The following is a 20,430-nucleotide window of genomic DNA, read 5'->3' on the forward strand; positions in this document are numbered from 1 at the left end:
TGCTCCGATATGTAGCAATGACGGCATGACTTGTAGTACAATCAGGGGAAAGCTTGCAGCAAACAACGCTTCATGCTGAATTTATTCTGGTCAGTCAGGAGGTTCTACAGATGAGAAAATGGTATACGGGCGGTTTAATCGCAGTCGTGCTTGCGGGCGCTTTTCTTGGATCCCTGCTGGCGGCATACGGGTTCACTGTCATGATGAAGAACGAGGCTTCCTTCAAAGATGTGACGATGATCAACGGCATTCCCTATCTTCCGGTTTATGAAGCAGCCTCGGAAGTGGAGGCAGAATCCACTCCTGCGGCCATGCATGCGCAGCAGGCGGGGGATAACCGGCTATCGGCTTCTACCGGAACGGAGGAAGTGTTCAGAAGCGGTGAATTCGCCTTTCAACAATTAATTGTGAAGCAGGAGGAATTCGGGCCGGATGTAACCGTTGAATTAATGAATGAAGGTAAATCTGAGGCAGACTCCGTCGTGTTCACAGCATCCTTTTATAAAGAAGACGGGGAGCGGATCGGTACCGCTTCCGGATCGGTAACCTCGCTGGGGGCAGGGGAGAGAAGAGTGGTCCGGCTTCTGACTGGTGAGCAGAATTTGAACGGTTTTACGGAAGTGCGTTTTCAGATTGACCATGTATCAACCAGCTGATGCTTAAGACAGGTAGTATGTATAGGTTTACGGTCTGACAGTTCGACAATTTTCTACTGGTTTAAATCGACATTTAGTGACAATTCTCATTAATCTGGTGTATGATAAAGGAAAATAAATACTCCTGATTAAGTGCAGGTGATTGTCGTGTTCAGAAGGTTGAATTGGACCTGGGCAGCTATTATCGGAGGTTTGCTGGCTTTCTGGGCTGCAGTTTTCTATTGGGTCGCTTCTTTGTAAAAACTTCATAATAAACGGGTTGTATCTGCTGCCCCCACCGCATACGTTGAGAGAAACAGCTTAGAGGAGGAGCGATACGATGGTTTGTTATGACATTCGTACTGGCAACCGTCTCGGGGAATTAACGATACGGCCCATCGAAGGTGAGAAGCATTATTTTGGAGGCGTCATCTTTGTCTGCCGAAGCTGCGGCGAAATTGCATTGTTTGAACAGATCGTATAGGTGCCGGTTGCCCGAAGAAATCATAGCTTCAAAAAGTACTAGAACAACCGTGGGTTAATAACCTGCGGTTGTTTTATTTTTTGTGAGAACGGAAGGATAATTTACTTGACTACATTGTCCAGTATTAGAATAGGTCCAGAGTGTACCATCTTCTTATGCAAGCATGGGTGGAGAGAGAGACATCATACTGTCTTATCGTTTCACTTCTTAATGAAGGATTAAATGCAAGTACAGCACCGGCAGTCAGAATGATGTATCTAGATCATCATGTGAAAACACCCAAGTAGCCCGTTTTATTTTGCTAAATGCACCTTATTAAGCATACTTTGGAATTAGATGGTTGTTATTAGTGGCACGCTCTGTTAATCTAATTATTTGATTGCCGGAGCGTTTTGTATAATTATAAACGGGAGGAATATTTAGAGTGAGTAAGATCGATATAGTTCCTTTTGAAGGAATCGGTCCTGTTAAACTGAGGATGAGCAAGAAGGACGCTGAATATACCTTGACGAAGAATATATCAGGTCGTTCCTTAAATTCTATTTTCACGAGAATTGAATACGACGGTGACGATAAAATTGCTTTTATTGAGGTGACTAATCCATATCATAAAGACATTGTTTTCTTATACAAAGGTCTAGATGTATTTAATTTAAAAGCCGAGGAAGTGATTAAAGAAATATCAAAGGAGAATGACTATGTAAGAGACGCTGAAGCAGAGTCAGGTCATTCTTTTCTATTTAAGGAAACCCAGTTATCTTTTTGGAGATCACACATCTTAACTGAAGGAGATTTAAAATCTGACTGGTTTAAAGAATTGAATCTTGAGGATCAAGAAATAGAGAAGAGGAACCTTTACTTTATTACCGTTGCAATAGCAATACCAGGATTATTAGGGTAAAGGAAGCTTGGCGAGTTGGTGCTTCAAATACTGATATTACTCTATCAACAAGCGGATTCCAAAAGGAGAAGTTTAGAAGGTTAAAAGAGAGTGCTGCCGTAAATGGCACCCACTTTTGCTTTAGTCAGATAAAAGGCACCATTTCGGCACCAATTGTGTAATATCAAGCAAGACATAAGGCAGTAAAAAAGCAAAAACCCTTGATTTCTCAAGGGTTTTCTTAATGATCTGTAGTGGGCTCGAACCACTGACCCCCACCCTGTCAAGATGGTGCTCTCCCAGCTGAGCTAACAGATCGTGTTTTGAGGACAATTAATAATATATCAAAAATTAGAGGCAACGTCAACACTTGAATGAACAAAAATAAAACAGCAGGCTCTAGGCTTCCCAGAGTCTCTGCTGTCTTACCGATGCTGTTAAACCGGATGATTATTCTCTTCCCGGCCATTATCAATCGCGCACTTGTTTTTAATAAAACTCATCTGGTTAGCACAGCGGTTAAGCAGCTGCTGTTCCTCACTGGACAGATGCTGCTTGAGTTGAAGCTGGGCGATTTCTCTCTTGAGCTCATACAGATCTTGCGATGCATTAGCGCAGTTATAATTGCTTTCCAGCTGGTCGATCATGGAGCACCTCCTGCAGGTTGATAACAGCATCCTCTATTATGTGCGTTTGTGGGCTGCCTATGCCTGCTTCAATCTGCCTGCATAACAAAAGCCGAATACAGGGAATAAGCACCGGGCGGGAAGGGGTATACTTCCAGCTATAAGCTCGCCAACTACGGTAAAGGCTAGGTGGAGAACATGAAACGAAATAGCTGGACAGCCATTGCAGCGGCTGCATGTTTACTGATGGCTGCAGGCTGCAACCCGATTTGGACGGAGACAGGGCCTGCTGAGTCGGCTTTTAGCGGAGAGGACTTTGGCAAGTCTTATTCGCCTGGCAGTCTGATGAGTCATGTCTATAGCGAAGGGGAGCAGTCATTAACTCCTAAGGACCCCCTTGGCCAGACAGAATCACTGCATGATCAAGAAATCGGCAGAGAATAAAGGGCTTTGGATCGGCCAGCGGCAGGCAGCTAACTTGAGGAGGATGCAGAATGGCAAACGGTAATAACAGGGAAACGTTCGTGGCTGTGCAAAAGAATGGAGACGGCGATATTACTTCCTTTCAGACATCAGGCGGCCGTGTGCTGGATTACCAGCAGGCGCTGCAGGAAGTAAGGAACGGGGCAATTGCCGGTGTGAACGCGTTCAAAGGCCGTGACGGGGAAATGTATATACGCGGTGATGCAGACGGAGACCCAACCAACAATCTCGATAATCTTCCGACGTTCAGCTAAGGCTTCGCGTGAAGGATAGGAGACCGGTACCCGGGATGGGGTTGCCGGTCTCTTTATTTCAACCGATTATCCCTAACGATTAAAACTCATACTCCTGATGCTGCTCCACGAAAGTCATAGCTCCGGTACGTCCTACAAAATCATCCCGGTCATCTCCGTAATGCATCAGATAAATTCTGCTCTGCACATCTTCCGGAAGGGTTAGAAGCTCGTCCAGAGCAGCATGCACGGCGCCAGGCGGATGAAGCTGACAGTCGTGAAATACGATGCAGTCTCTGCGGCGCACCATATCAGTCACCAGTTCAGGGGCGAAGCGCATGTCTGCTGTATAAAAGAGCTTGTCGTTAAAGACAAACGAGTAGCTGCTTTTGCCCTTAATATGCTCAGTCTGCATCAGCTCGACTTGTATGCCAGGATGGAGGGGATGAACAACTCCCTCGCCAAGACGGTGCACCTCAAAGTAATCATCTAAGGTTTGGGCCTCCTCGGTCTGCATCGTTCCTTTAAGCGTATGGTTCCAGAGCGTGTCCGCAAGCGGTTCGGGAATGTAGAGCACAGGCTTGCGCTGAAGCTCAAATTTCATCCTGAAGGCGATCTCCTCGAGCCCGCCGACATGGTCGCCGTGAAGATGCGAGATGAGAATACCGTCAAGGGAGGCAAGAGGGATCCCTAATCTATGGAGGGCTGCCGGTGCCGTAATGCCGCAGTCCAGCAGTAGGGTGAATGCTTCCGCAGTGAGGAGGGCATTGTTGTTATAATATTTCTTGGCAAATGCGCTTCCAGTACCCAGCATCTGAATTTTCAAAGGAATGATCCTCCTGAACTCTTTTTCTAAAATTTATCATGTTTTGTTGTATAAAACAAAGCTTAATAACGGATTGGTACAGGGCAAGGAGCACATTGCATTTCCCGGGAAAGCGCAGGTTGTTCCATCAATAGACATTATTCGTTCCTTGGAGGGGATCCTGGGGATAAAAAAATTGGCTTCTGTCCGCAACTTTGGGCAGATATCCGAGTATAACCAGACATCCAGACAACGGATGGAGGGTTTATATTAATGAAAGTAAAGAAGCTGCTGGTCCTCGTCGCCTTGTTATCCGTATGGGGCGGTACGATGATATTTGCGGATTCCGCAAGCTCCAAAATCAGAGTAATTATTAACGGTTCAGAGTTGGATGAGGCAGGGGTTATGAACGAAGGCAAGACGTATTTGCCGCTGAGACAAATTTCCAACTCGCTGCAGGCACTGATCAGCTGGGATGAAGCATCGAAGAAGGTGACGATCAATAAACCGAATGTACATATGTTCCTGTTCCAGAACAATACGGTGTTCGGCAAGGTAAGCAAGGGAAATCGTTACACATTCTCCGTATGGGCTCAGGTAGACAGTCTGCGGATGAATATATCCGCTCTGAAGGTAACAATCGCGGATCCCTCCGGCAGGGAGGAGCTAATCCAGTCGCAGGATGTCAATTCACAGAAGGATAATTTCTGGTTCCGGACGAAGGATATCCGCTATGCCTTTGAAGCTGGGGGAAGCTACAAGGTCCGGTTTTACATGAAGCCTGACGGTGACGAGTGGAAGGTCGTATCGGAAAAGCTTATTATTGCCGAATAAGGCACTGGCGATCATCGCAGAACGTGGAACAGTCTCTTGTTATCAGACGAACGCTCGCTTGTTTGACCCGGGACGGCCTAAATGTTACGATACGTGTGATAAAACTTGTGAAAAGAGGGTTTCCCATGACTGAAGAGCATAAACATGGAGATGATTGCGGCTGCGGACATGATCATGAGCATGAGGATCATGTATTTGTTGTAACGGATGAAGAAGGCAACGAACGTGAAATGGTAATGGTTTACACGTTTGAGTCCGAGGAAATGGTATATGCCGTTCTGCTGGACCGCAACGATCCTGAGGCTGACGGCGTAATCTTCCGTATTGAGGAAGAGAACGACGAGGCGTTTCTTGTTGGTATTGAGGATGACGAGGAATGGGAACGCGTTACGAAAATTTACGAGGAAATTGCCAAGCAGGAGAACTAAGGTTCAACCTGAGCAGTATAGGCAGTACTCAATTAGGCTGTATAGCCGGGTGTTCTCCCGGTCTGTACAGTCTTATTTTATTTGCGCAATTGTATAAGGATATGCGGCAGCCTCATACTCCCATCCGAGCTGCCTGAATTATATGTAAGCGCTCTGACTCATTGGCGGCCACCTCCAACAACATAATACTACCTTTTCCAATACGTGGCAATCATTTTAAGCGCTTAACCCAAGACCTTGGACATGCGGAAAATAAAAAAGCGAGGCTGGCCGGTTTTCTAACGCTCCGGTCAGCCTCGCATGTTGGGACAGACATTTCTTCATCGCGAACGGTCAGAAGATCGCATTTTCCTCGACAATAACCTTTACAAACTCAATGCTGCGGTCTTCAGGACCCTTAACCGGCAGCCCGACCTCAACGTGGTCGACAATGTAGTCAATATTCTGCTGGGAGATAACTTCTCCCGGAAGCAGGATTGGAATTCCAGGCGGATATACATAGATGAATTCCGCAATAATACGCCCGGCTGATTCACGGAATGGCACAACTTCCGTCTCGGCGTAGAAGGCATCCCTTGGCGTCAGCGACAGCTGTGGGATCTCTGGTATCTTGACCACGAGCTCCTGAACCTCATTGACCTGGTAGAATTGCTCGGACAGCTGACGCAGAGCGGCGAGAAGCGTATTGATAGACTCGCGGTTATCCCCCGGCGTCACCAGGCACAGAATGTTATACATGTCACTGAGCTCAACCTCCAGGTTGTAGTGCTCACGGAGCCAGTTCTCGGTCTCATATCCTGTTATGCCAAGAAGGCGGACATGAATGGTAAGCTTTGTAGGATCGTAGTCAAAGGTAGCCTCATCGCCTAATATATCATCTCCGAAGCAGTATAAGCCCGGGATCTGATTGATGGCTTCTCTCGCTTCCTTAGCCAGTCCAATCGCCTGCTCCGCCAGCTCGTGGCCGTGGAGCGCGAGATGCCTTCTCGACGTATCGAGCGAAGCAAGCAGGATATAGGAGGTAGAAGTCGTTGTGAGCATGCTTATAATGGTCTGAACGCGCTGCGGATTAATTCTTCCGGCTTTTACATTCAGGACCGAGCTCTGTGTCATCGAGCCGCCTAATTTATGCACGCTTGTTGCGGCCATATCGGCGCCAGCCTGCATGGCGGACATCGGGAGATCCTCGTGGAAGTGGATGAGCACCCCGTGAGCTTCATCCACCAGTACTGGTATATTGTAGCTGTGGACCAGTTCGACGATTTCCTTCAGGTTCGCACATATCCCAAAGTAGGTAGGATTAATTACAACTACGGCCTTGGCGTCGGGATGGCGCGACAGGGCGCGGCGGACCGAGCGCAGGGTAATGCCGTGGTCAATTCCGAGATTCTCGTCCCGCGCTGGTGAAATAAAGACAGGGCGGGCGCCGGCAAAAATAATAGCCGACATAATTGATTTGTGCACGTTGCGAGGCACAATAATCTTATCCCCCGGCGAGCATACGGTCAGAATCATCGTCATGATGGCGCCGCTTGTGCCCTGTACGGAGAAAAAGGTATAATCAGCACCGAATGCATCGGCGGCAAGCTTCTGGGCTTCCTGTATGACGCCGGTAGGCTGGTGGAGGTCATCCAGAGGCGCAATATTAATTAAATCAATCGACAGGGCATTATCCCCGATGAAAGAGCGGAACTCGGGGTCGCTGCCTGTCCCTTTCTTATGTCCGGGTATATGGAATTGTACGGGATTTTGCTCCGCATGACGGCGGAGTGCAGAAAACAGCGGTGTGGCCTGATGATCCATCGCAGCATCCCAGCCTTTCTCTTAAGGTTCTCATTAAACAAGCTTGAGTATAGCAAAAACAGGGGGGATTGCAAGTTTGTCTTGAAAGTGGACGACCAATTCACGATACGAAAGGAGCAAGGCTATGGAGCCTGTTCTAGCTCAAACCAAGAAAAGCGTGCTTCGCTCGCCATTTGTTATCCAGCTGCTGCTGATCATGTTCGGCGTGGAATTCGTCAAGGGGGCGCTGCTGATATCGGTGCTTCCCGTCTATATGGAGTCGGCGCTCGGCCTGTCGGCTTATGTTATCGGATGGGCGCTCGCATGCCAGTATATCGGTGATAATGTGCTCCGGAGTCCGCTCGGCTTCATTATCGACCGGATCGGCTACCGGTTGGTCATGCTTACGGGTGTGCTGCTCACTCTGCTGTCCGTCATTATTATGGCGGTGTCGGATCAGGCAGGCTGGCTTATGCTGGCATGTGCGCTTCTTGGCCTTGGGACCTCGCCCTTGTGGCCCTGTGTGATTACAGGCGCGACAGCCGTGTCGGGTTATGAGGCAAGCGGCATTATAATGAGTGTTGTGTATATGGCCTGGCTGACAGGGGTCGGCTGCGGCCCGATCGTCATTAATTTCTTCATCATTCAATCCTTCACGCCGGCCTTTATTCTGCTGCTTGCTTTTATGGCGGTTGTGTTATTCGTCGCGCTGTTCTTGCCCGGCCGGAGTCGGAAGACGGCTTCGGAGGAAGGCACAGCTCAGGCTCCAGGGACGCAGGTGAATAAAGCTGTACAGGAAGCCAGCGCCGCCGCTGAAGGGGACAAGCAGTCGCACCGAGGTGTTCTGAGGCTTTTCGCTGCCTACCTGGATCGTGTGAGGAGGACCGTGAAGGCAAGCCGGCTGCTGTATCCGGCCATGTTCGCCCAAACCTTCGCCCTTGGCCTTCTGATACCGGTGCTGACTCTGTTTGCCCGCAACGTCCTCCTTCTGTCGCCGCAGGAGTACAGTTTGTACCTGACAGCCGGCGGGGCGGTGACGGTACTCGGGCTGATTCCGGTCGGAAAGTGGGTGGACCGGGTGGGAACAGCCCGGTTTCTCCATGCCGGCTTTCTCGTGACGGCAATCTCGCTGCCGCTGCTTGGATTTGTCCGGGATGCCAAGCTGGCGCTTATTGTGATTGCGGTTATTGGGCTTGGCTACGCCTGCATTATTCCGGCATGGAACGCTTTGATCGCCTATGCTATCCCTAAAGAGGAACGCGGAGCGGTCTGGGGCTTTTTCCTGACGATCGAGGGCGCTGGTACGGTACTCGGCTCTATCCTCTCAGGAAAGATGTGGGATTATCTTGGACCGCATGCCCCGTTTATGATAAGTGGGATCGTCTTGTTCATCCTGTTTGTTCTTCATTTGTTCATTTCTCATCGGCGTCCGGTTATGGTACGATAGCTTGGATGGAGGGAAATAGACATGTTGAATAAGCAGCTTGCGGTTGTTATGGTCATTCTGATGACTGTTTTTATAGGGTTTGGCATTATTATTCCGGTCATGCCGGAACTGGTCGTTCACGTCGACCCCGGCAATGCGGAGATACATAATGCCTTGATGCTGTCCATCTACTCGGCGGTATCATTCTTGCTGTCCCCGCTGTGGGGCGGCTTGTCTGACAAGATCGGCCGGCGTCCGATTATTATGACCGGTATAGCGGGATTTGCAGCAAGCTTCCTGCTCTTCGGCCTTGCTTCGGACCATCTGCCGCTAATGTACGCTTCACGTGTGCTTGGCGGCTTGTTCTCGGGTGCCGTAACCTCGGTTATCGTCGCTTACGTCGCTGACATAACGCCGGCTGAACACCGGACCAAAGGCATGGGACTTGTCGGCATGTCCATTGGACTCGGCTTTACAATCGGGCCGGGTGTGGGCGGCATGCTCAGCCGGATTTCGCTTGAGACGCCGTTCTATACAGCGGCCGGCTTGTCGGCTTTGCTGTTCATCACCGCCTTTGCCGTTCTTAAGGAATCGCTTCCTCCCGAGAAGCGGCGCTCCCGCACTGAGACGCCGACTTCCCGCTGGACGGCCTTCACAGGACCGCTGAAATATCTTTATCTGCTTGCTTTCTTCGTCACCTTCTCACTGGCAGGCCTGGAGTCGACGCTTCAGTTCTTCGGTATGAGGCGGTTTGATGTTACGCCGTATCAATTCGGTATTATGTTCTTTATCTGCGGCGTTGTTGGCGCACTTGTACAAGGCGGAGTTGTACGGAGATACATCAAGAAAGGCCAGGAGCCGGCATATATCGCAGCAGGCTTGATAATATCAGCGGCTGGCTTCTTCCTTCTGATCACGGCCTACGAGCTGTGGACGGCTACCTTGTATCTTGCCGTCTTCGGGGTTGGCAATGCGCTGATCCGCCCGTGTGTGACCTCGCTGATCACCCAAAAGACAACGGTGGGACAAGGGGTTGCGGCAGGTCTCAGCTCATCGATGGACAGTCTCGGCCGTATAGCCGGACCATTAATCGCAGCCGGCCTGTTCAGGGTCGAGCTGCGGCTGCCGCTTATTGTTGGAGGTGCACTGTCGCTGGCTGCGCTGGTGCTGCTCTCCCGCTTCCGCGCCCTGGATAAGAGCGAGGATCAGGCAAATTCCCAAATTGCTTAGAATAACAAGATGTCGGCTGTGATTTAATTGTGATTAAATAGAGGCTGGTTAGAAGATTGCTCCTTAGAGCCGCTGCAGGCTGCACTAAGGAGCAGTCTTTTTTTTGTATTCCATAAATTTACATCCAGCTCTACTGTGGTCCTGTAAGCTCCCCGCCTTAAGACGGGTGATAAAACCCGCCTGCAGTCTTCGACAAAACCCGTCCTCGGATGTTTTCGGGCAGTTCGGGAAGCTAGTAAGCTATTACCTAGGGCGAGGGAAAAGCAGAGCGACCGGCGATAGGCTGCAGCATTCCGGGTAAAGGCTTTACCGCCCATCCATACATAACCGATTTGGAAAGAGTGAGAGGGGATAGCTTAGTATGAGCTGGTTAACGAAGTGGTCTTTCAAGAACAAGGCAGCGATGTCACTGGTTGTGGTGATGGCGCTTGTCGCGGGAGTGTTTAGTTATCTGATGCTGCCCATGGAATTTCTACCGGAAGCAGATAACCCATCGGTCACGGTTACAACAATCGGCCCGGGCTATGATGCGAAGTCGATGGAAACGGGCGTGACAGCTCCGATTGAGCAGGCGGTCAGCTTCATCAAGGGGAAGACGGATATGTATTCCGCCTCAGGGGACGGCTACTCGCAGGTGGATATCATGTTTGATTCCAAAACGGATATGAAGCAGGCAGCAGCGGATGTGGAGAAGGCGGTAAATGCAGTCTCACTGCCCGACCAGGTATCAAAGCCATACGTTGTTCAGCTGAATACTTCAATGATCCCCATCTCCTGGGTAACCATGGTTTTTGATGAGGGGTTAAGCGACGCGGCCAAGCAGGAGCTCGAAGCCAAGGTGATGGAAGAAATGCAGCAGATCGAAGGCGCCGGTCACATTCAGCTCAGCGGCAAAACACAGCCGTCCGTAACGGTGACCGCGGATCCTGCCAAGCTTGCTGAACTCGGCGTACCGTTCCAGGCCTTAATGGGGGTTCTGCAGGGTCGTGATCTCTCGGCCGCAATCGGGGAGAGAACAATCTCGGGGGTTACGGGTAATGTTAAGGTCGTATCAGATATATCGGACGCGTCGACACTTGCCAAGCTGCCGGTTGCCCCTGGTATTAGTTTGGACCAGGTAGCGAAGGTGGCGGTTACGAATGAGCAGGAATCCGTAACACGAATTGATGGTCAAAACGCGCTTCTGATTACGGTATCCAAGGGGCTGAATGCCAATGCAGTTGCCGTAGGCAAGGATGTGGAAGAGACTGCTTCCAGGCTGACGGAAGAGCTTGATGGTGTTCAGGTAAAGGTGCTGATGAGTACAGCAGATCAGGTTGTTCATTCCGTGAACAGCATGCTTCGTGAGGTACTGCTCGGCGCGTTGTTCGCCACCATCGTTATTCTGCTCTTCATGCGGAATTTCCGGGCGACAATCGTAACGATCGTGTCCATCCCGTTATCACTTGGCATCACGTTGTATCTGCTGCACTTATCTGGTGTTACTCTGAATATTATTACGCTTGGCGGGGTGGCTGTTGCGGTCGGTCGTCTGGTGGATGACAGCATTGTAGTCATCGAAAATATTTACCGCAGGCTTCAGAAAGAAGCCTTCTTGATTTCACTGGTAACCGAGGCTACCAGAGAGGTAGCAACGGCGATTACATCGTCCACACTGACAACTGTGGCTGTTTTCCTGCCAATGGGACTGCTGCGCGGCTCACTTCAGTCGTTCCTGCTGCCTTTCGCACTCACGGTTTCCTATTCATTGCTTGCATCACTGCTGGTTGCTTTAACTGTTGTTCCTCTTCTCAGCGCTGTATTCCTGAAGAATACGACACTAAAGGAGCACGAGCCATCCCGGCGGTTTACCGCATTTCTGTCCTGGAACCTGAACAGGAAGTGGCTGCCCCTTACGGTTGCCAGTCTGCTGTTCATCGGTTCGATTGCCGGCTATATGATGCTTCCTAAGGGAGCGCTTGATACCTCCAATGCTGAATCTCTCCTTGTGAAACTGGAGTACCCGGCTGAGACACCGAAGGAGAAGGTAGCTGCTGAAGGCGCAAGACTTGAAGCGTTCCTGGTTAACCAGCCTGAGCGCGAATGGCTTGCGATGTCGCTTGGAAACAGCGAAGAAAGTGCCAAGATGGGCTCGGTTGGCTCGTCCACGCTGGTCACCTACCAGCTGTCGGTTCGCAAGGGGGCGGATGCCGACAAGCTGATTGAGCGCATTATGGGGCAGGCCGGTGAGTATCCGGGGGCAGAGCTCACTGCCAGTGCCATGAGCATGATGTCGGGCGGAAGCTCAAGCGAGGTCTATATTGATGTGACAGGCGGGACAGAGGAGGCCCGGTCTGAAGCGGCAGCCAGAATTTCTGACAAACTTCAAAGCATCGAGGGCGTGCTGAAGGTTAAGACAAATCAGGAGCAGAAAAAATCGGTGTACACCTTTGAGGTTGATCCGGTGAAGGCTCAAGCGGCAGACATAGCGCTGCAGCTTCAGGGCATGCTGAACCGCATGCCGATCGGAACCCTTCAGACAGGGACCGCTAAGATGGATGTATTCCTTGAGCCTGTGGTAAACCCCAAAACAGAGAACGAGCTGAGCAAATTAACGGTCATGACCGGCGTGGGCCCGGCACCGCTTCATTCGGTAGCGAAGCTCGTCCGTTCAGAAGAACCCAGCACATATTTCCATAAGAACGGGGAGACATATATCCGTGTCACAGCAGCAGCAGATCCTGATAAGCTGTCCATCGTTGGCGCCGCAATTACTAAAGCGGCAGATGAAGTAGAGCTGCCTGCGGGAGTAACGCTGCTAAGCGGCGGTGCCTCTGCCGAGCAAGCGAGCGATTTTGCACAGCTGGGTATGACAGCGTTGGTGTCAATTATGATCGTCTACCTGATTATGGTGGTAACTTTCCGTACGCTGCGCGCGCCGCTCGCCATTCTTTTCTCGCTGCCGCTGGCTGCGATCGGAGCCGTGCTGGGCTTGATTATCAGCGGCGTAACGCCTGACTTTACCGCAGCGTTCGGTGCTCTGATGCTGATCGGCGTCGTCGTTACGAATGCTATTGTGCTGATTGACCGGGTGAAGCAGAACGAGGAAACAATGTCCATCCGAGAAGCGCTGCTGGAAGCTGCAGGCACCCGTATGCGACCGATTCTGATGACCGCAATTGCAACCATCTGTGCCATGCTGCCGCTTGTATTCGGCACATCAGAGAGTGGGAGCATCGTCTCACAATCGCTGGCCATTGTTGTCATCGGCGGTCTGGCTGTCGCAACCGTGCTTACCTTGGTCGTCGTGCCGGTAATCTATGAATTAATGTACTTCCGCAAATCGGCCAAACAGCGCCGGGAGGAGAGGTCTGAGCACATGGCGGCGGCATAATAGAATCAAATAACGCGGTCACCTTGATTCCGTGATACAGCCCGATAATAGATGACGTTGATTGATTGCAATCTAAAATGTACAAAGAAACCGTTTCTTCCGTAAATGGCGGCAACACTCCCATTTACTTAGAAACGGTTTCTATTTGTTAGCACTGTGTTGAAGGGACTTTCCAAGCCGTTATGGTCATCGGAACAGCTTCTTCCTGTTACAGGCAAGCGTCAGCTAACGGCTACCTTATCGCGGTCAGCTTAGAATGCCATACGGTACAGGGGCATCAGCGTTTCGAAGGTTTCTTCCGCTTTGGCAATCAGAGCCTCGCCGTCTGCGGCCAGGGGATCATCGCGCTTGATGTGAATGCCGCACAGAATTTCTGAGGCTTTGACCGTTTGCAGGCGTTTGATAAGGCTTGTCAGCTCTTCCTCCTGCATGCTGCTGTGCGGGGCGGCATCCGGGATGGTATGGTCGCCTGACCATACATACTGTTCCGGTACAAGGGCGCGGATTTCATCAAGCTTACCCAGTGCATGAGCGGCGAATGTTCCTTTGTTGACCGCTTCATAGATAATGGCAAACTGAATGAACAGATGGGTATCAAACATGCCAATCTGAAAATGCGGGTGAGCCTTGTAGCCCCGCTTGTTATTTGCAAATGCGACCCAAGTGTCCTTTGGCGGGTTGATTGTGCGGCGCGCATGCTTGGCAACGTGGGCAAACATTTCTTCTCCGCACTGCATGCTGAGGAATGGGGCGAGCCGGTCGCCGAGCATATGGAGCTTGGGGCGGACACGGGCGATAAGCGCCTCCATACGGGCCTCAAGCCCGGGAATTGTAAATACGTCAAAGTCTTCCTGTGTAAAACCGCTAAAAGGTACTGCTTCCGTATTGATGCTCATGCTGACACTCCTTATTCGTACCGGCTCACACGGCCGGTTCGGTCTGTTATCCTATATCGTATCGTCAATGGATACTTGAATCAAGCTGATTACGGCTTCATCTTTAAATAAAATATGGCGATTTGAGTACGGTCCCGCAGCTCCAGCTTGCCCAGGATTTCGGATATGTAGTTCTTAATGGTGCCCTCGCTCAAAAACAGGGCAGCGGCAATTTCCTTATTGGACTGTCCCTCTGCGATATGGCGGACGATTGTCTGCTCAGCAGGTGTGAGCCCCAGTTCCCTGAGCCGCTTGGCGGCATGCTCCTCCCAGCCGGTATCGGATTGATTCGCCCCGGAAGCATCTGTCCGTACGCCGATCATCCCGGCCAGCTTGCGGGCGATATCGGGATGAACGAGCATTTCGCCCTGATGTACCGTCTTAATGCCTGCGATAATGCGGGCAGGGGGTACATTTTTGAGCAGATAGCCGTTCGCGCCGTTGCGGATTGCCTCAGCAATATAATCATCATCGTCAAAGGTGGTCAGGATCAGGACAGCTGGCGGACGACCCAGCGCTTTCAGCATCTTCGTCCCTTTCACCCCGTCACAGACAGGCATCCGGATATCCATTAGCACCACATCAATGCCCGCATGCCCGGTAGCTGTCCTGGCTGCCTCCTCGCCATTGCTGCACACTGCGGCAACATGCAGCTCAGGGTCTAAATCAAGGATTACCTTCAGACTCTCTCTGATGAACGGATCATCATCCGCTATTAGCACATTAATCATCCTGTATGCTCCTCTCTTGCACGGTAATTGGTTTGTTCTCGATGAGGAACGACGGACAAGATGCGGAATGGAGGCTCGCACGAGATCTCCAGCCTGCCACCGAACAAGGCAAGACGTTCTTCCATGGCGCGAAGTCCAAGACCCCGCCGGATGGCGTGGCTGTCGGGCACACGTCCGTTGTTGGCTACTTCCATCACAATCACATCCGCTGTGTACCGCAGAGTGACAGTAACCTCATTTGCCCCGCCGTGGCGGACGGCATTCGTGATGGCTTCCTGTGCGTTGCAGTATAGGGTGTATTCAAGACTCGGGTACAGCGGGAACGGGCGTCCCTCAAGCCGGAAGAAGACTTCAATCTGCAGATCTCTCGCAGCATTCGCAATCAGCCGGTCCAGCGCATACTGCCGGGCCTGCTCAGAGCCAACGGGGCGGAGCCTGCGGACGGTGCGCCGCATGTTCTCCATGCTTTCCTCCAGCTGGCCGCGTACCTGCTCCATCATGCTGCGCCCTTTCACGGGATCAGCAGTCAGAAGCTGAAGTCCGGCTTCCATCATCATTTTAAGGCGGATTAGACGGTGACCGAGATCATCATGGAGCTCGTGAGCGATCCGGTTCCGTTCTTGTGCCTGAGCATGCTGCTCGACAGCGCGGGCATCTATAATGATCCGTCTGCGGGTGAGCTCAAGATTCTCCTGTTTGCGGCTGAGCGAGAGCAGCTCGCTCTCCAGCCTTTTGCCTTCGGATTGTACCTTGCGCATGGCAGCCAGCAGGGCCGCAGCGCTCAGCCAGCTGATATGGGCGGACCACTGCATGGCAGGCTCCATGCCATGAACTGCTGTAAACAAGGCAGCCCAGCCAAGAGCTCCGAGGAGGAGCAGATATGGACCGCTTCTTGTATGCTGAAACAGAGCGATCAGACTGGAGAGCAGGGTAAGGTAGAGAACACCACCGTAAGATACCGCAAATATGCCGTGAACGACAATCTCTACGGGCAGCAGAAGGGCGGCGGCGGAAGGGATTAGGGCTATGACGCGTACAAGCAGGAGCAGGCTGAGCAGGGTGCATATATAGAAGCTGTAGTCCATCAGGTCCGTAATAAGGACGGTTATAACGGCAGGCAGTATGATTAACGCATTACGTATCCATACAAGAATTGACATGCTTTCCTCCGGCCCGTCTTAATCATTCATATTGGACTATTATACCATACAGGCGCACATTCCGGGGCCAATGTGACTTTAGTCATACGAAGAGGAGGGGATTGGTGACCAAGGACAGCTGCCGCATGCCCCATAAGCCGATACAATAACTGTATTGCTGCTTGGATAAACGGGGCATACAGCAGAATGGATTTTTGAAGGGGGCATTGCGATGTCGTTCGTGCATTTTGAGGAAGTGGTCAAAAGCTATGGAACGAAGATGAGTGTCAACCATTTGACGCTCTCAATCCGGGAAGGTGAAGTATTTGGACTGCTCGGGCCTAATGGCGCCGGTAAAAGTACAACTATTCATATGCTGGCCGGTCTGCTGAAGTCAGATGCCGGTACAATTACCGTGGATGGCTACAATGTAGCAAAGCGGCCGCTCGACATCAAACGCAGAATTGGCCTGGTACCGCAGGAGCTGGCGATCTATGAGCAATTTACAGCACGAGAGAATGTCACCTTCTTCGGCAGGCTGTACGGGCTGCGGGGGAAGGAGCTGCGGGAACGCGTGGAGGAAGCGCTGGATTTTACAGGACTTCTGGAACATGACAATGGCAGGCCTTCGACTTTCTCCGGCGGTATGAAGCGGAGACTTAACATTGCGTGTGCGATCATGCACCGTCCCAAGCTGATCATTATGGATGAGCCGACAGTCGGCATTGATCCGCAGTCGCGCAATCACATCCTGGAATCGGTAAGGGAGCTCAATCGTCTGGGTTCAACCATCATCTACACCAGTCACTATATGGAGGAAGTCGAGGCGATAAGCACAAGGGTAGGCATCATGGATGGCGGGAGGCTGATCGCGCTGGGCGACAAGGAGGAGCTTGGCAGGCTGACCGGACAGGAGAGCAAGCTCATTCTTCAGACTGACCGGGGCTCTGAGGAAGCGGTGGCAGAAATCAGGCGGCACCCCCGCGTAAGCTCGCTGCGTGAGCTGGAAGGCCATACTCTGGAGCTGGGACTTAGTGAAGCGGGCACTTATCTGCAGGACATTCTGTTCATACTCGGCAAGCATGGCCTGGCTCTTCTGAAGCTGACCCGCGAGGAGCCGGATTTGGAGAGCCTGTTCCTTCAGCTGACCGGACGCTCTCTGCGGGACGGATAAGCGGGCTGGTGCTTCTCATGTGCGATGAATGGAAGGAAGGATGAGTGACGAATGAGAACGGCAATTTATTCCACCCTATACGAACTGCTGCGTATGACCAGGATGCGGTCAGTTCTGCTTATGCTCTTCGCACTGCCGCTGCTGCTTATATTTCTGCTGGGTTATGGACTCGACACGACAATCCGCCCGGTTGATGTTACCGTCTACATCGGTGATGACGGAATGCTTGGCGAGCGGTCGAGGGAGTTTTTTGAAGCAGATGAAACAGGCGAGCATATCCAGGTGAAAATGGTTTCTTCCCAAGATGAAGTGGAGAAGGATATCCGGGCAGGTGCCAGTGATTACGGCATAGCCGTGCCCGCGGATTTTACAGAGCAGTTTATGGCAGGGAGCGGGAAGATTGTGACCTACCCCGGCAAGCTGATGGAGCGTAATATGGCTGCCGAAACTGTACTGAGCAAGCTCACCGGACAGTTTGAAACCGGATATCTGTCAGAAGCAATGGGCGTTCCTATTCCTGAGAGGGAGGTGCCTGAGGAGGGTTATGTACAGACCGGCACTATCGTGGCAAACGGCAATGCAGAGTTTGGTCCGGTATCCTCTCTACAGTATTATGCGTCTGCCTATCTGGTAATGTTCCTTCTCTTCTCCGGTATGGCTGCCGCCATCAGCATGATGGAGGAGAAGGAGTACGGTACGCTGTCGCGTTTACTATCCCTGCCACTGACGCTGAGTTCTTTCCTGCTTGGCAAATTTATTGCGTATATCATTATCGCGGTTATTCAATCTGCAGTGATCGTATTGTTTACCCGCTACGTCTACGGAGTCGATTGGGGAGGGAACTATGGAGTAATTCTGCTGACCGTACTGTTAACTTCCTTATCAGCGATATGTCTGTCCGTTATCATTGCGTCGATCGTGAGAAGCCGGAAGGCAGTTGAGTCTGTCTTCTCCATGGTTGCCGTCATTATGACTTTTCTTAGTGGCGGGATGATGGCAGGATTGGGACCTGTAATTGAGACGGCCGGCCGCTTTACGATCAACCACTGGGCGAATGAGCTGCTGAAAACGGTCATGACCGGCGGAGTATGGAGCGAGCTGCAGCAGCCTTTGCTGGTGCTTGCGGCGATCGCAGCTGGATTCATTCTGCTCATGCTGACAAGAATCCGAAAGGCGGTGGTGTAAGTGAATGTTCTTACAATAGCCTGGGGTGTGGTTAGACGAACGGCCGGCACGCGCAAAGGACTTATTACACTCGTCCTGATTCCGGTTGCCGTCATAGCCGCCATTGTTTCCTTGTTTGGCCATGCTTCCAGTGAACAGGCTGTTATTCTCGTTCAAAACGAAGATAACGGGTACGCCGGTGAAGCGCTCCTGTCCGCCATCGCAGATCAGCCATTATACCGGATTGAGCACGCTGAGCACAAAACAGCCGGGCAGCTGCAAGAAGCGGTCAGTGCGGGTGAAGCGGACGCCGCTCTATATATTCCGGCTCAATATACCGCCCGGCTGCTTGAAGGGCAATCCATTCAGGTGCAGGTATACCGGAAGAGCGAGCAGCTGTGGAATGCGGCTCTGGTGCTTGATCTTGAAGCCGAAGCAGAACGGCTAGCCGGAATGGCGGCAGTGGCTACTGCTGCAGGCGGAGAGGAGGCGGTGCAGGCTTTTCAGGCCGTCCAGCAGCTTCGCCACGCTGCTTCAATTGATGTGGAGGAAAGGGTGGTCGTTACTGCCGCAGATAATGGCTTTGTGCTGGTGATCGGCATGATGGTGCTGTTTATGATGATCCTGGCGAGCCAGGCCGTCAGCGGTATTGTAGATGACCGGAATAACCGGACTATGATGCGCATGTTTGCCGCGCCTGTCCGTTCTCTCGAGATCGCTGTGGGTAACTTCCTGGGCTGCCTGGTGCTGGGAACACTGCAGCTTGCTGCGATTATTCTCCTCGCCCGTTATGTGCTGCAATATGATTTCGGCGTGCCGCCTCTGACGCTGTTTGTCGTGCTGGAATGCTTCCTGATTACAGCCGTCAGCCTGACGACGGCAATAGCGGGGCTTGTGCGCAGCACAGCACAGCTCGGTCATATGAATAATCTCATTGTGATACCGACCTGTATGATTGGCGGCTGCTTTTGGCCGGTCGGCTTCATGCCGCCGTTCATGCAGAAGCTGTCCTACTTTACTCCGCAGCGCTGGGCGATCAAAGCAGTAGAAGACCTGTCAGCTGGCGTCCAGTTTGGCGGGATTGGCATAAATCTGGGCATACTGCTTTTGGCTGCTGCTTTCATGCTGGCTGTTGGGGCATCCATTCTCCAGCCTGCACAGAAAGCTTCCGCCCACTGAGAACCAAGAGCATTAATCGGTCAGCAGCTAATGCGGCCAGAAGGAGGATTGACTACCGTCGGAGGACGGGTCAGTCCTCTTTTTGCACTTTTCCTGATAGGACAATGGCCTTTCGGGTTAAAAAATAGTCAATAAACCAAGTTGCCAGATCATAAAGTGAAGTATAAGATAAAAGTAAAAGCAAATTGTCAGAACATTTCGTCAAATCGTTCATTTTAGGGGAGGAATTGCCGTGAACAAGAGCTATGAGGTTGAATATTGCAATTTGGAGATACGATTTGACAGACGGCAAATTCATCATCTGGTCAAGGATCTGATCCAGTCGGGGTATTCGCTGTACTGGAGTGAAAACGATACCCAGTTCTTCGTATCCATCCGTACGGGACGCAAGCTTGTGAAGCTCCGGTTCGAGCGGATCCATGACCGTTTCAAAATGATAGGCGACTACATTATAAAGGATGAGAAGCTGTCCGCTCTGCTTGAGAAATTGATCAATGACGCACGCGGCCATGCGGTTGTGAAGCGGATGAAAGACAGGCAGATTGTAATAGAAAACATTATGTTTGGCGAAATCATTCGATTAGTGGAGGTGTCCGGTATGGAACACAGAATCATCTATCAGAAGAAGACGACGATAACAACGGAGGAAATGATCAAGGCATTTCAATCCAAGCGGGCGGAGGAGCGAATCCCTGTCGTGCTGATAGAACTGGATTATGAGCTGGCCTCCCTGCATGAAGCTGTGCAACAGGGGCGCTTGGAGGATGCGGAGAAAATCAAGGAGAAGCTGTCCCGCCTTCGCTGCGAAATGCTCCAGCTGGAGATTTGAGCAGCTATGATGAATGGAGTTGAAAGCCGTCAGGGTGACTGCGGCCCAGCTATGGGCCAG

Annotated in this window: 20 protein-coding genes and 1 tRNA gene; 14 read left to right on the plus strand and 7 right to left on the minus strand. The window is 51.5% G+C overall.

From position 1 onward, the window contains the following. Positions 1 to 110 precede the first annotated feature (110 nt). From L1N82_RS00940 to L1N82_RS00950, 3 genes are all read left to right on the plus strand, one after another. Positions 111 to 656: an FxLYD domain-containing protein gene (locus tag L1N82_RS00940; protein WP_235285452.1), complete on the plus strand. Its 546-nt coding sequence runs from the start codon at positions 111 to 113 to the stop codon at positions 654 to 656. Positions 657 to 975: 319 nt separating this feature from the next. Continuing rightward, positions 976 to 1,119, plus strand: a complete 144-nt coding sequence (locus L1N82_RS00945) for a hypothetical protein (RefSeq protein WP_235285453.1) — start codon at positions 976 to 978, stop codon at positions 1,117 to 1,119. A 424-nt stretch (positions 1,120 to 1,543) separates the two neighbouring features. Further along, positions 1,544 to 2,020 carry a hypothetical protein gene (locus L1N82_RS00950; RefSeq protein ID WP_235285454.1) on the plus strand — a complete coding sequence of 159 codons (477 nt, stop codon included), beginning with the start codon at positions 1,544 to 1,546 and terminating at the stop codon, positions 2,018 to 2,020. A 224-nt stretch (positions 2,021 to 2,244) separates the two neighbouring features. Here L1N82_RS00950 and L1N82_RS00955 read toward each other — a convergent pair. After that, a tRNA-Val gene (locus L1N82_RS00955) sits at positions 2,245 to 2,317 on the minus strand. Between the two features lie 119 nt (positions 2,318 to 2,436). Beyond that, a complete protein-coding gene (locus L1N82_RS00960; RefSeq protein ID WP_111148663.1) occupies positions 2,437 to 2,646 on the minus strand; it encodes a DUF2524 domain-containing protein in 210 nt (69 codons plus the stop codon). A 177-nt stretch (positions 2,647 to 2,823) separates the two neighbouring features. Here L1N82_RS00960 and L1N82_RS00965 point away from each other — a divergent pair, with 177 nt between their 5' ends. Together L1N82_RS00965 and L1N82_RS00970 are read left to right on the plus strand one after the other, a co-directional pair. After that, positions 2,824 to 3,069, plus strand: coding sequence for a hypothetical protein (locus L1N82_RS00965; protein ID WP_235285455.1), 246 nt, complete (start codon positions 2,824 to 2,826; stop codon positions 3,067 to 3,069). A 50-nt stretch (positions 3,070 to 3,119) separates the two neighbouring features. After that, complete coding sequence (locus L1N82_RS00970; RefSeq protein ID WP_235285456.1) at positions 3,120 to 3,362, plus strand: DUF3892 domain-containing protein; 243 nt, start codon at positions 3,120 to 3,122, stop codon at positions 3,360 to 3,362. Between the two features lie 79 nt (positions 3,363 to 3,441). Here the strand turns inward: L1N82_RS00970 and L1N82_RS00975 are convergent, their stop codons facing one another. Then, entirely contained in the window at positions 3,442 to 4,167 is a 726-nt protein-coding gene (locus tag L1N82_RS00975) for an MBL fold metallo-hydrolase (RefSeq protein ID WP_268821763.1), read from the minus strand. 252 nt (positions 4,168 to 4,419) lie between these two features. Here L1N82_RS00975 and L1N82_RS00980 point away from each other — a divergent pair, with 252 nt between their 5' ends. After that, on the plus strand, positions 4,420 to 4,980 hold the full coding sequence (locus tag L1N82_RS00980; RefSeq protein WP_235285457.1) for a stalk domain-containing protein: 561 nt from the start codon (positions 4,420 to 4,422) through the stop codon (positions 4,978 to 4,980). A gap of 125 nt (positions 4,981 to 5,105) precedes the next feature. Continuing rightward, entirely contained in the window at positions 5,106 to 5,408 is a 303-nt protein-coding gene (locus tag L1N82_RS00985) for a DUF1292 domain-containing protein (RefSeq protein WP_235285458.1), read from the plus strand. A 333-nt stretch (positions 5,409 to 5,741) separates the two neighbouring features. Here the strand turns inward: L1N82_RS00985 and L1N82_RS00990 are convergent, their stop codons facing one another. After that, positions 5,742 to 7,211 carry an aminotransferase class I/II-fold pyridoxal phosphate-dependent enzyme gene (locus tag L1N82_RS00990; RefSeq protein WP_235285459.1) on the minus strand — a complete coding sequence of 490 codons (1,470 nt, stop codon included), beginning with the start codon at positions 7,209 to 7,211 and terminating at the stop codon, positions 5,742 to 5,744. A gap of 124 nt (positions 7,212 to 7,335) precedes the next feature. Between L1N82_RS00990 and L1N82_RS00995 the strand changes: the two genes are divergently transcribed. The 3 genes from L1N82_RS00995 (at position 7,336) to L1N82_RS01005 (ending at position 13,219) form a co-directional block, all read left to right on the plus strand. Beyond that, positions 7,336 to 8,637: an MFS transporter gene (locus L1N82_RS00995; RefSeq protein ID WP_235285460.1), complete on the plus strand. Its 1,302-nt coding sequence runs from the start codon at positions 7,336 to 7,338 to the stop codon at positions 8,635 to 8,637. A 24-nt stretch (positions 8,638 to 8,661) separates the two neighbouring features. Beyond that, positions 8,662 to 9,846 carry an MFS transporter gene (locus L1N82_RS01000; RefSeq protein WP_235285484.1) on the plus strand — a complete coding sequence of 395 codons (1,185 nt, stop codon included), beginning with the start codon at positions 8,662 to 8,664 and terminating at the stop codon, positions 9,844 to 9,846. 361 nt (positions 9,847 to 10,207) lie between these two features. Then, positions 10,208 to 13,219: an efflux RND transporter permease subunit gene (locus tag L1N82_RS01005; RefSeq protein ID WP_235285461.1), complete on the plus strand. Its 3,012-nt coding sequence runs from the start codon at positions 10,208 to 10,210 to the stop codon at positions 13,217 to 13,219. 251 nt (positions 13,220 to 13,470) lie between these two features. Here L1N82_RS01005 and L1N82_RS01010 read toward each other — a convergent pair whose 3' ends face one another. From L1N82_RS01010 to L1N82_RS01020, 3 genes are all read right to left on the minus strand, one after another. Next, positions 13,471 to 14,115 carry a YktB family protein gene (locus L1N82_RS01010; RefSeq protein ID WP_235285462.1) on the minus strand — a complete coding sequence of 215 codons (645 nt, stop codon included), beginning with the start codon at positions 14,113 to 14,115 and terminating at the stop codon, positions 13,471 to 13,473. An 89-nt stretch (positions 14,116 to 14,204) separates the two neighbouring features. Beyond that, the gene (locus L1N82_RS01015; RefSeq protein WP_235285463.1) at positions 14,205 to 14,885 is read right to left on the minus strand and encodes a response regulator transcription factor; all 681 of its coding nucleotides are present in this window, start codon (positions 14,883 to 14,885) and stop codon (positions 14,205 to 14,207) included. Then, entirely contained in the window at positions 14,882 to 16,045 is a 1,164-nt protein-coding gene (locus tag L1N82_RS01020; protein WP_235285464.1) for a sensor histidine kinase, read from the minus strand. The genes L1N82_RS01015 and L1N82_RS01020 overlap by 4 nt, the downstream gene beginning before the upstream one ends. A gap of 211 nt (positions 16,046 to 16,256) precedes the next feature. On the opposite strand from L1N82_RS01020, the gene L1N82_RS01025 reads away from it, so the two are divergent. From L1N82_RS01025 to L1N82_RS01040, 4 genes are all read left to right on the plus strand, one after another. Continuing rightward, positions 16,257 to 17,198 (plus strand): ABC transporter ATP-binding protein, encoded by a 942-nt coding sequence (locus L1N82_RS01025; protein ID WP_235285465.1) that lies wholly within the window; start codon positions 16,257 to 16,259, stop codon positions 17,196 to 17,198. A 51-nt stretch (positions 17,199 to 17,249) separates the two neighbouring features. After that, a complete protein-coding gene (locus L1N82_RS01030; protein ID WP_235285466.1) occupies positions 17,250 to 18,383 on the plus strand; it encodes an ABC transporter permease in 1,134 nt (377 codons plus the stop codon). Then, positions 18,384 to 19,541: an ABC transporter permease gene (locus L1N82_RS01035; RefSeq protein ID WP_235285467.1), complete on the plus strand. Its 1,158-nt coding sequence runs from the start codon at positions 18,384 to 18,386 to the stop codon at positions 19,539 to 19,541. A gap of 232 nt (positions 19,542 to 19,773) precedes the next feature. Continuing rightward, positions 19,774 to 20,370, plus strand: coding sequence for a hypothetical protein (locus L1N82_RS01040; RefSeq protein WP_235285468.1), 597 nt, complete (start codon positions 19,774 to 19,776; stop codon positions 20,368 to 20,370). Positions 20,371 to 20,430 lie beyond the last annotated feature (60 nt).

This window comes from Paenibacillus tarimensis (assembly GCF_021532315.1).
In the GTDB taxonomy this organism is placed as follows: domain Bacteria; phylum Bacillota; class Bacilli; order Paenibacillales; family Paenibacillaceae; genus Paenibacillus_I; species Paenibacillus_I tarimensis.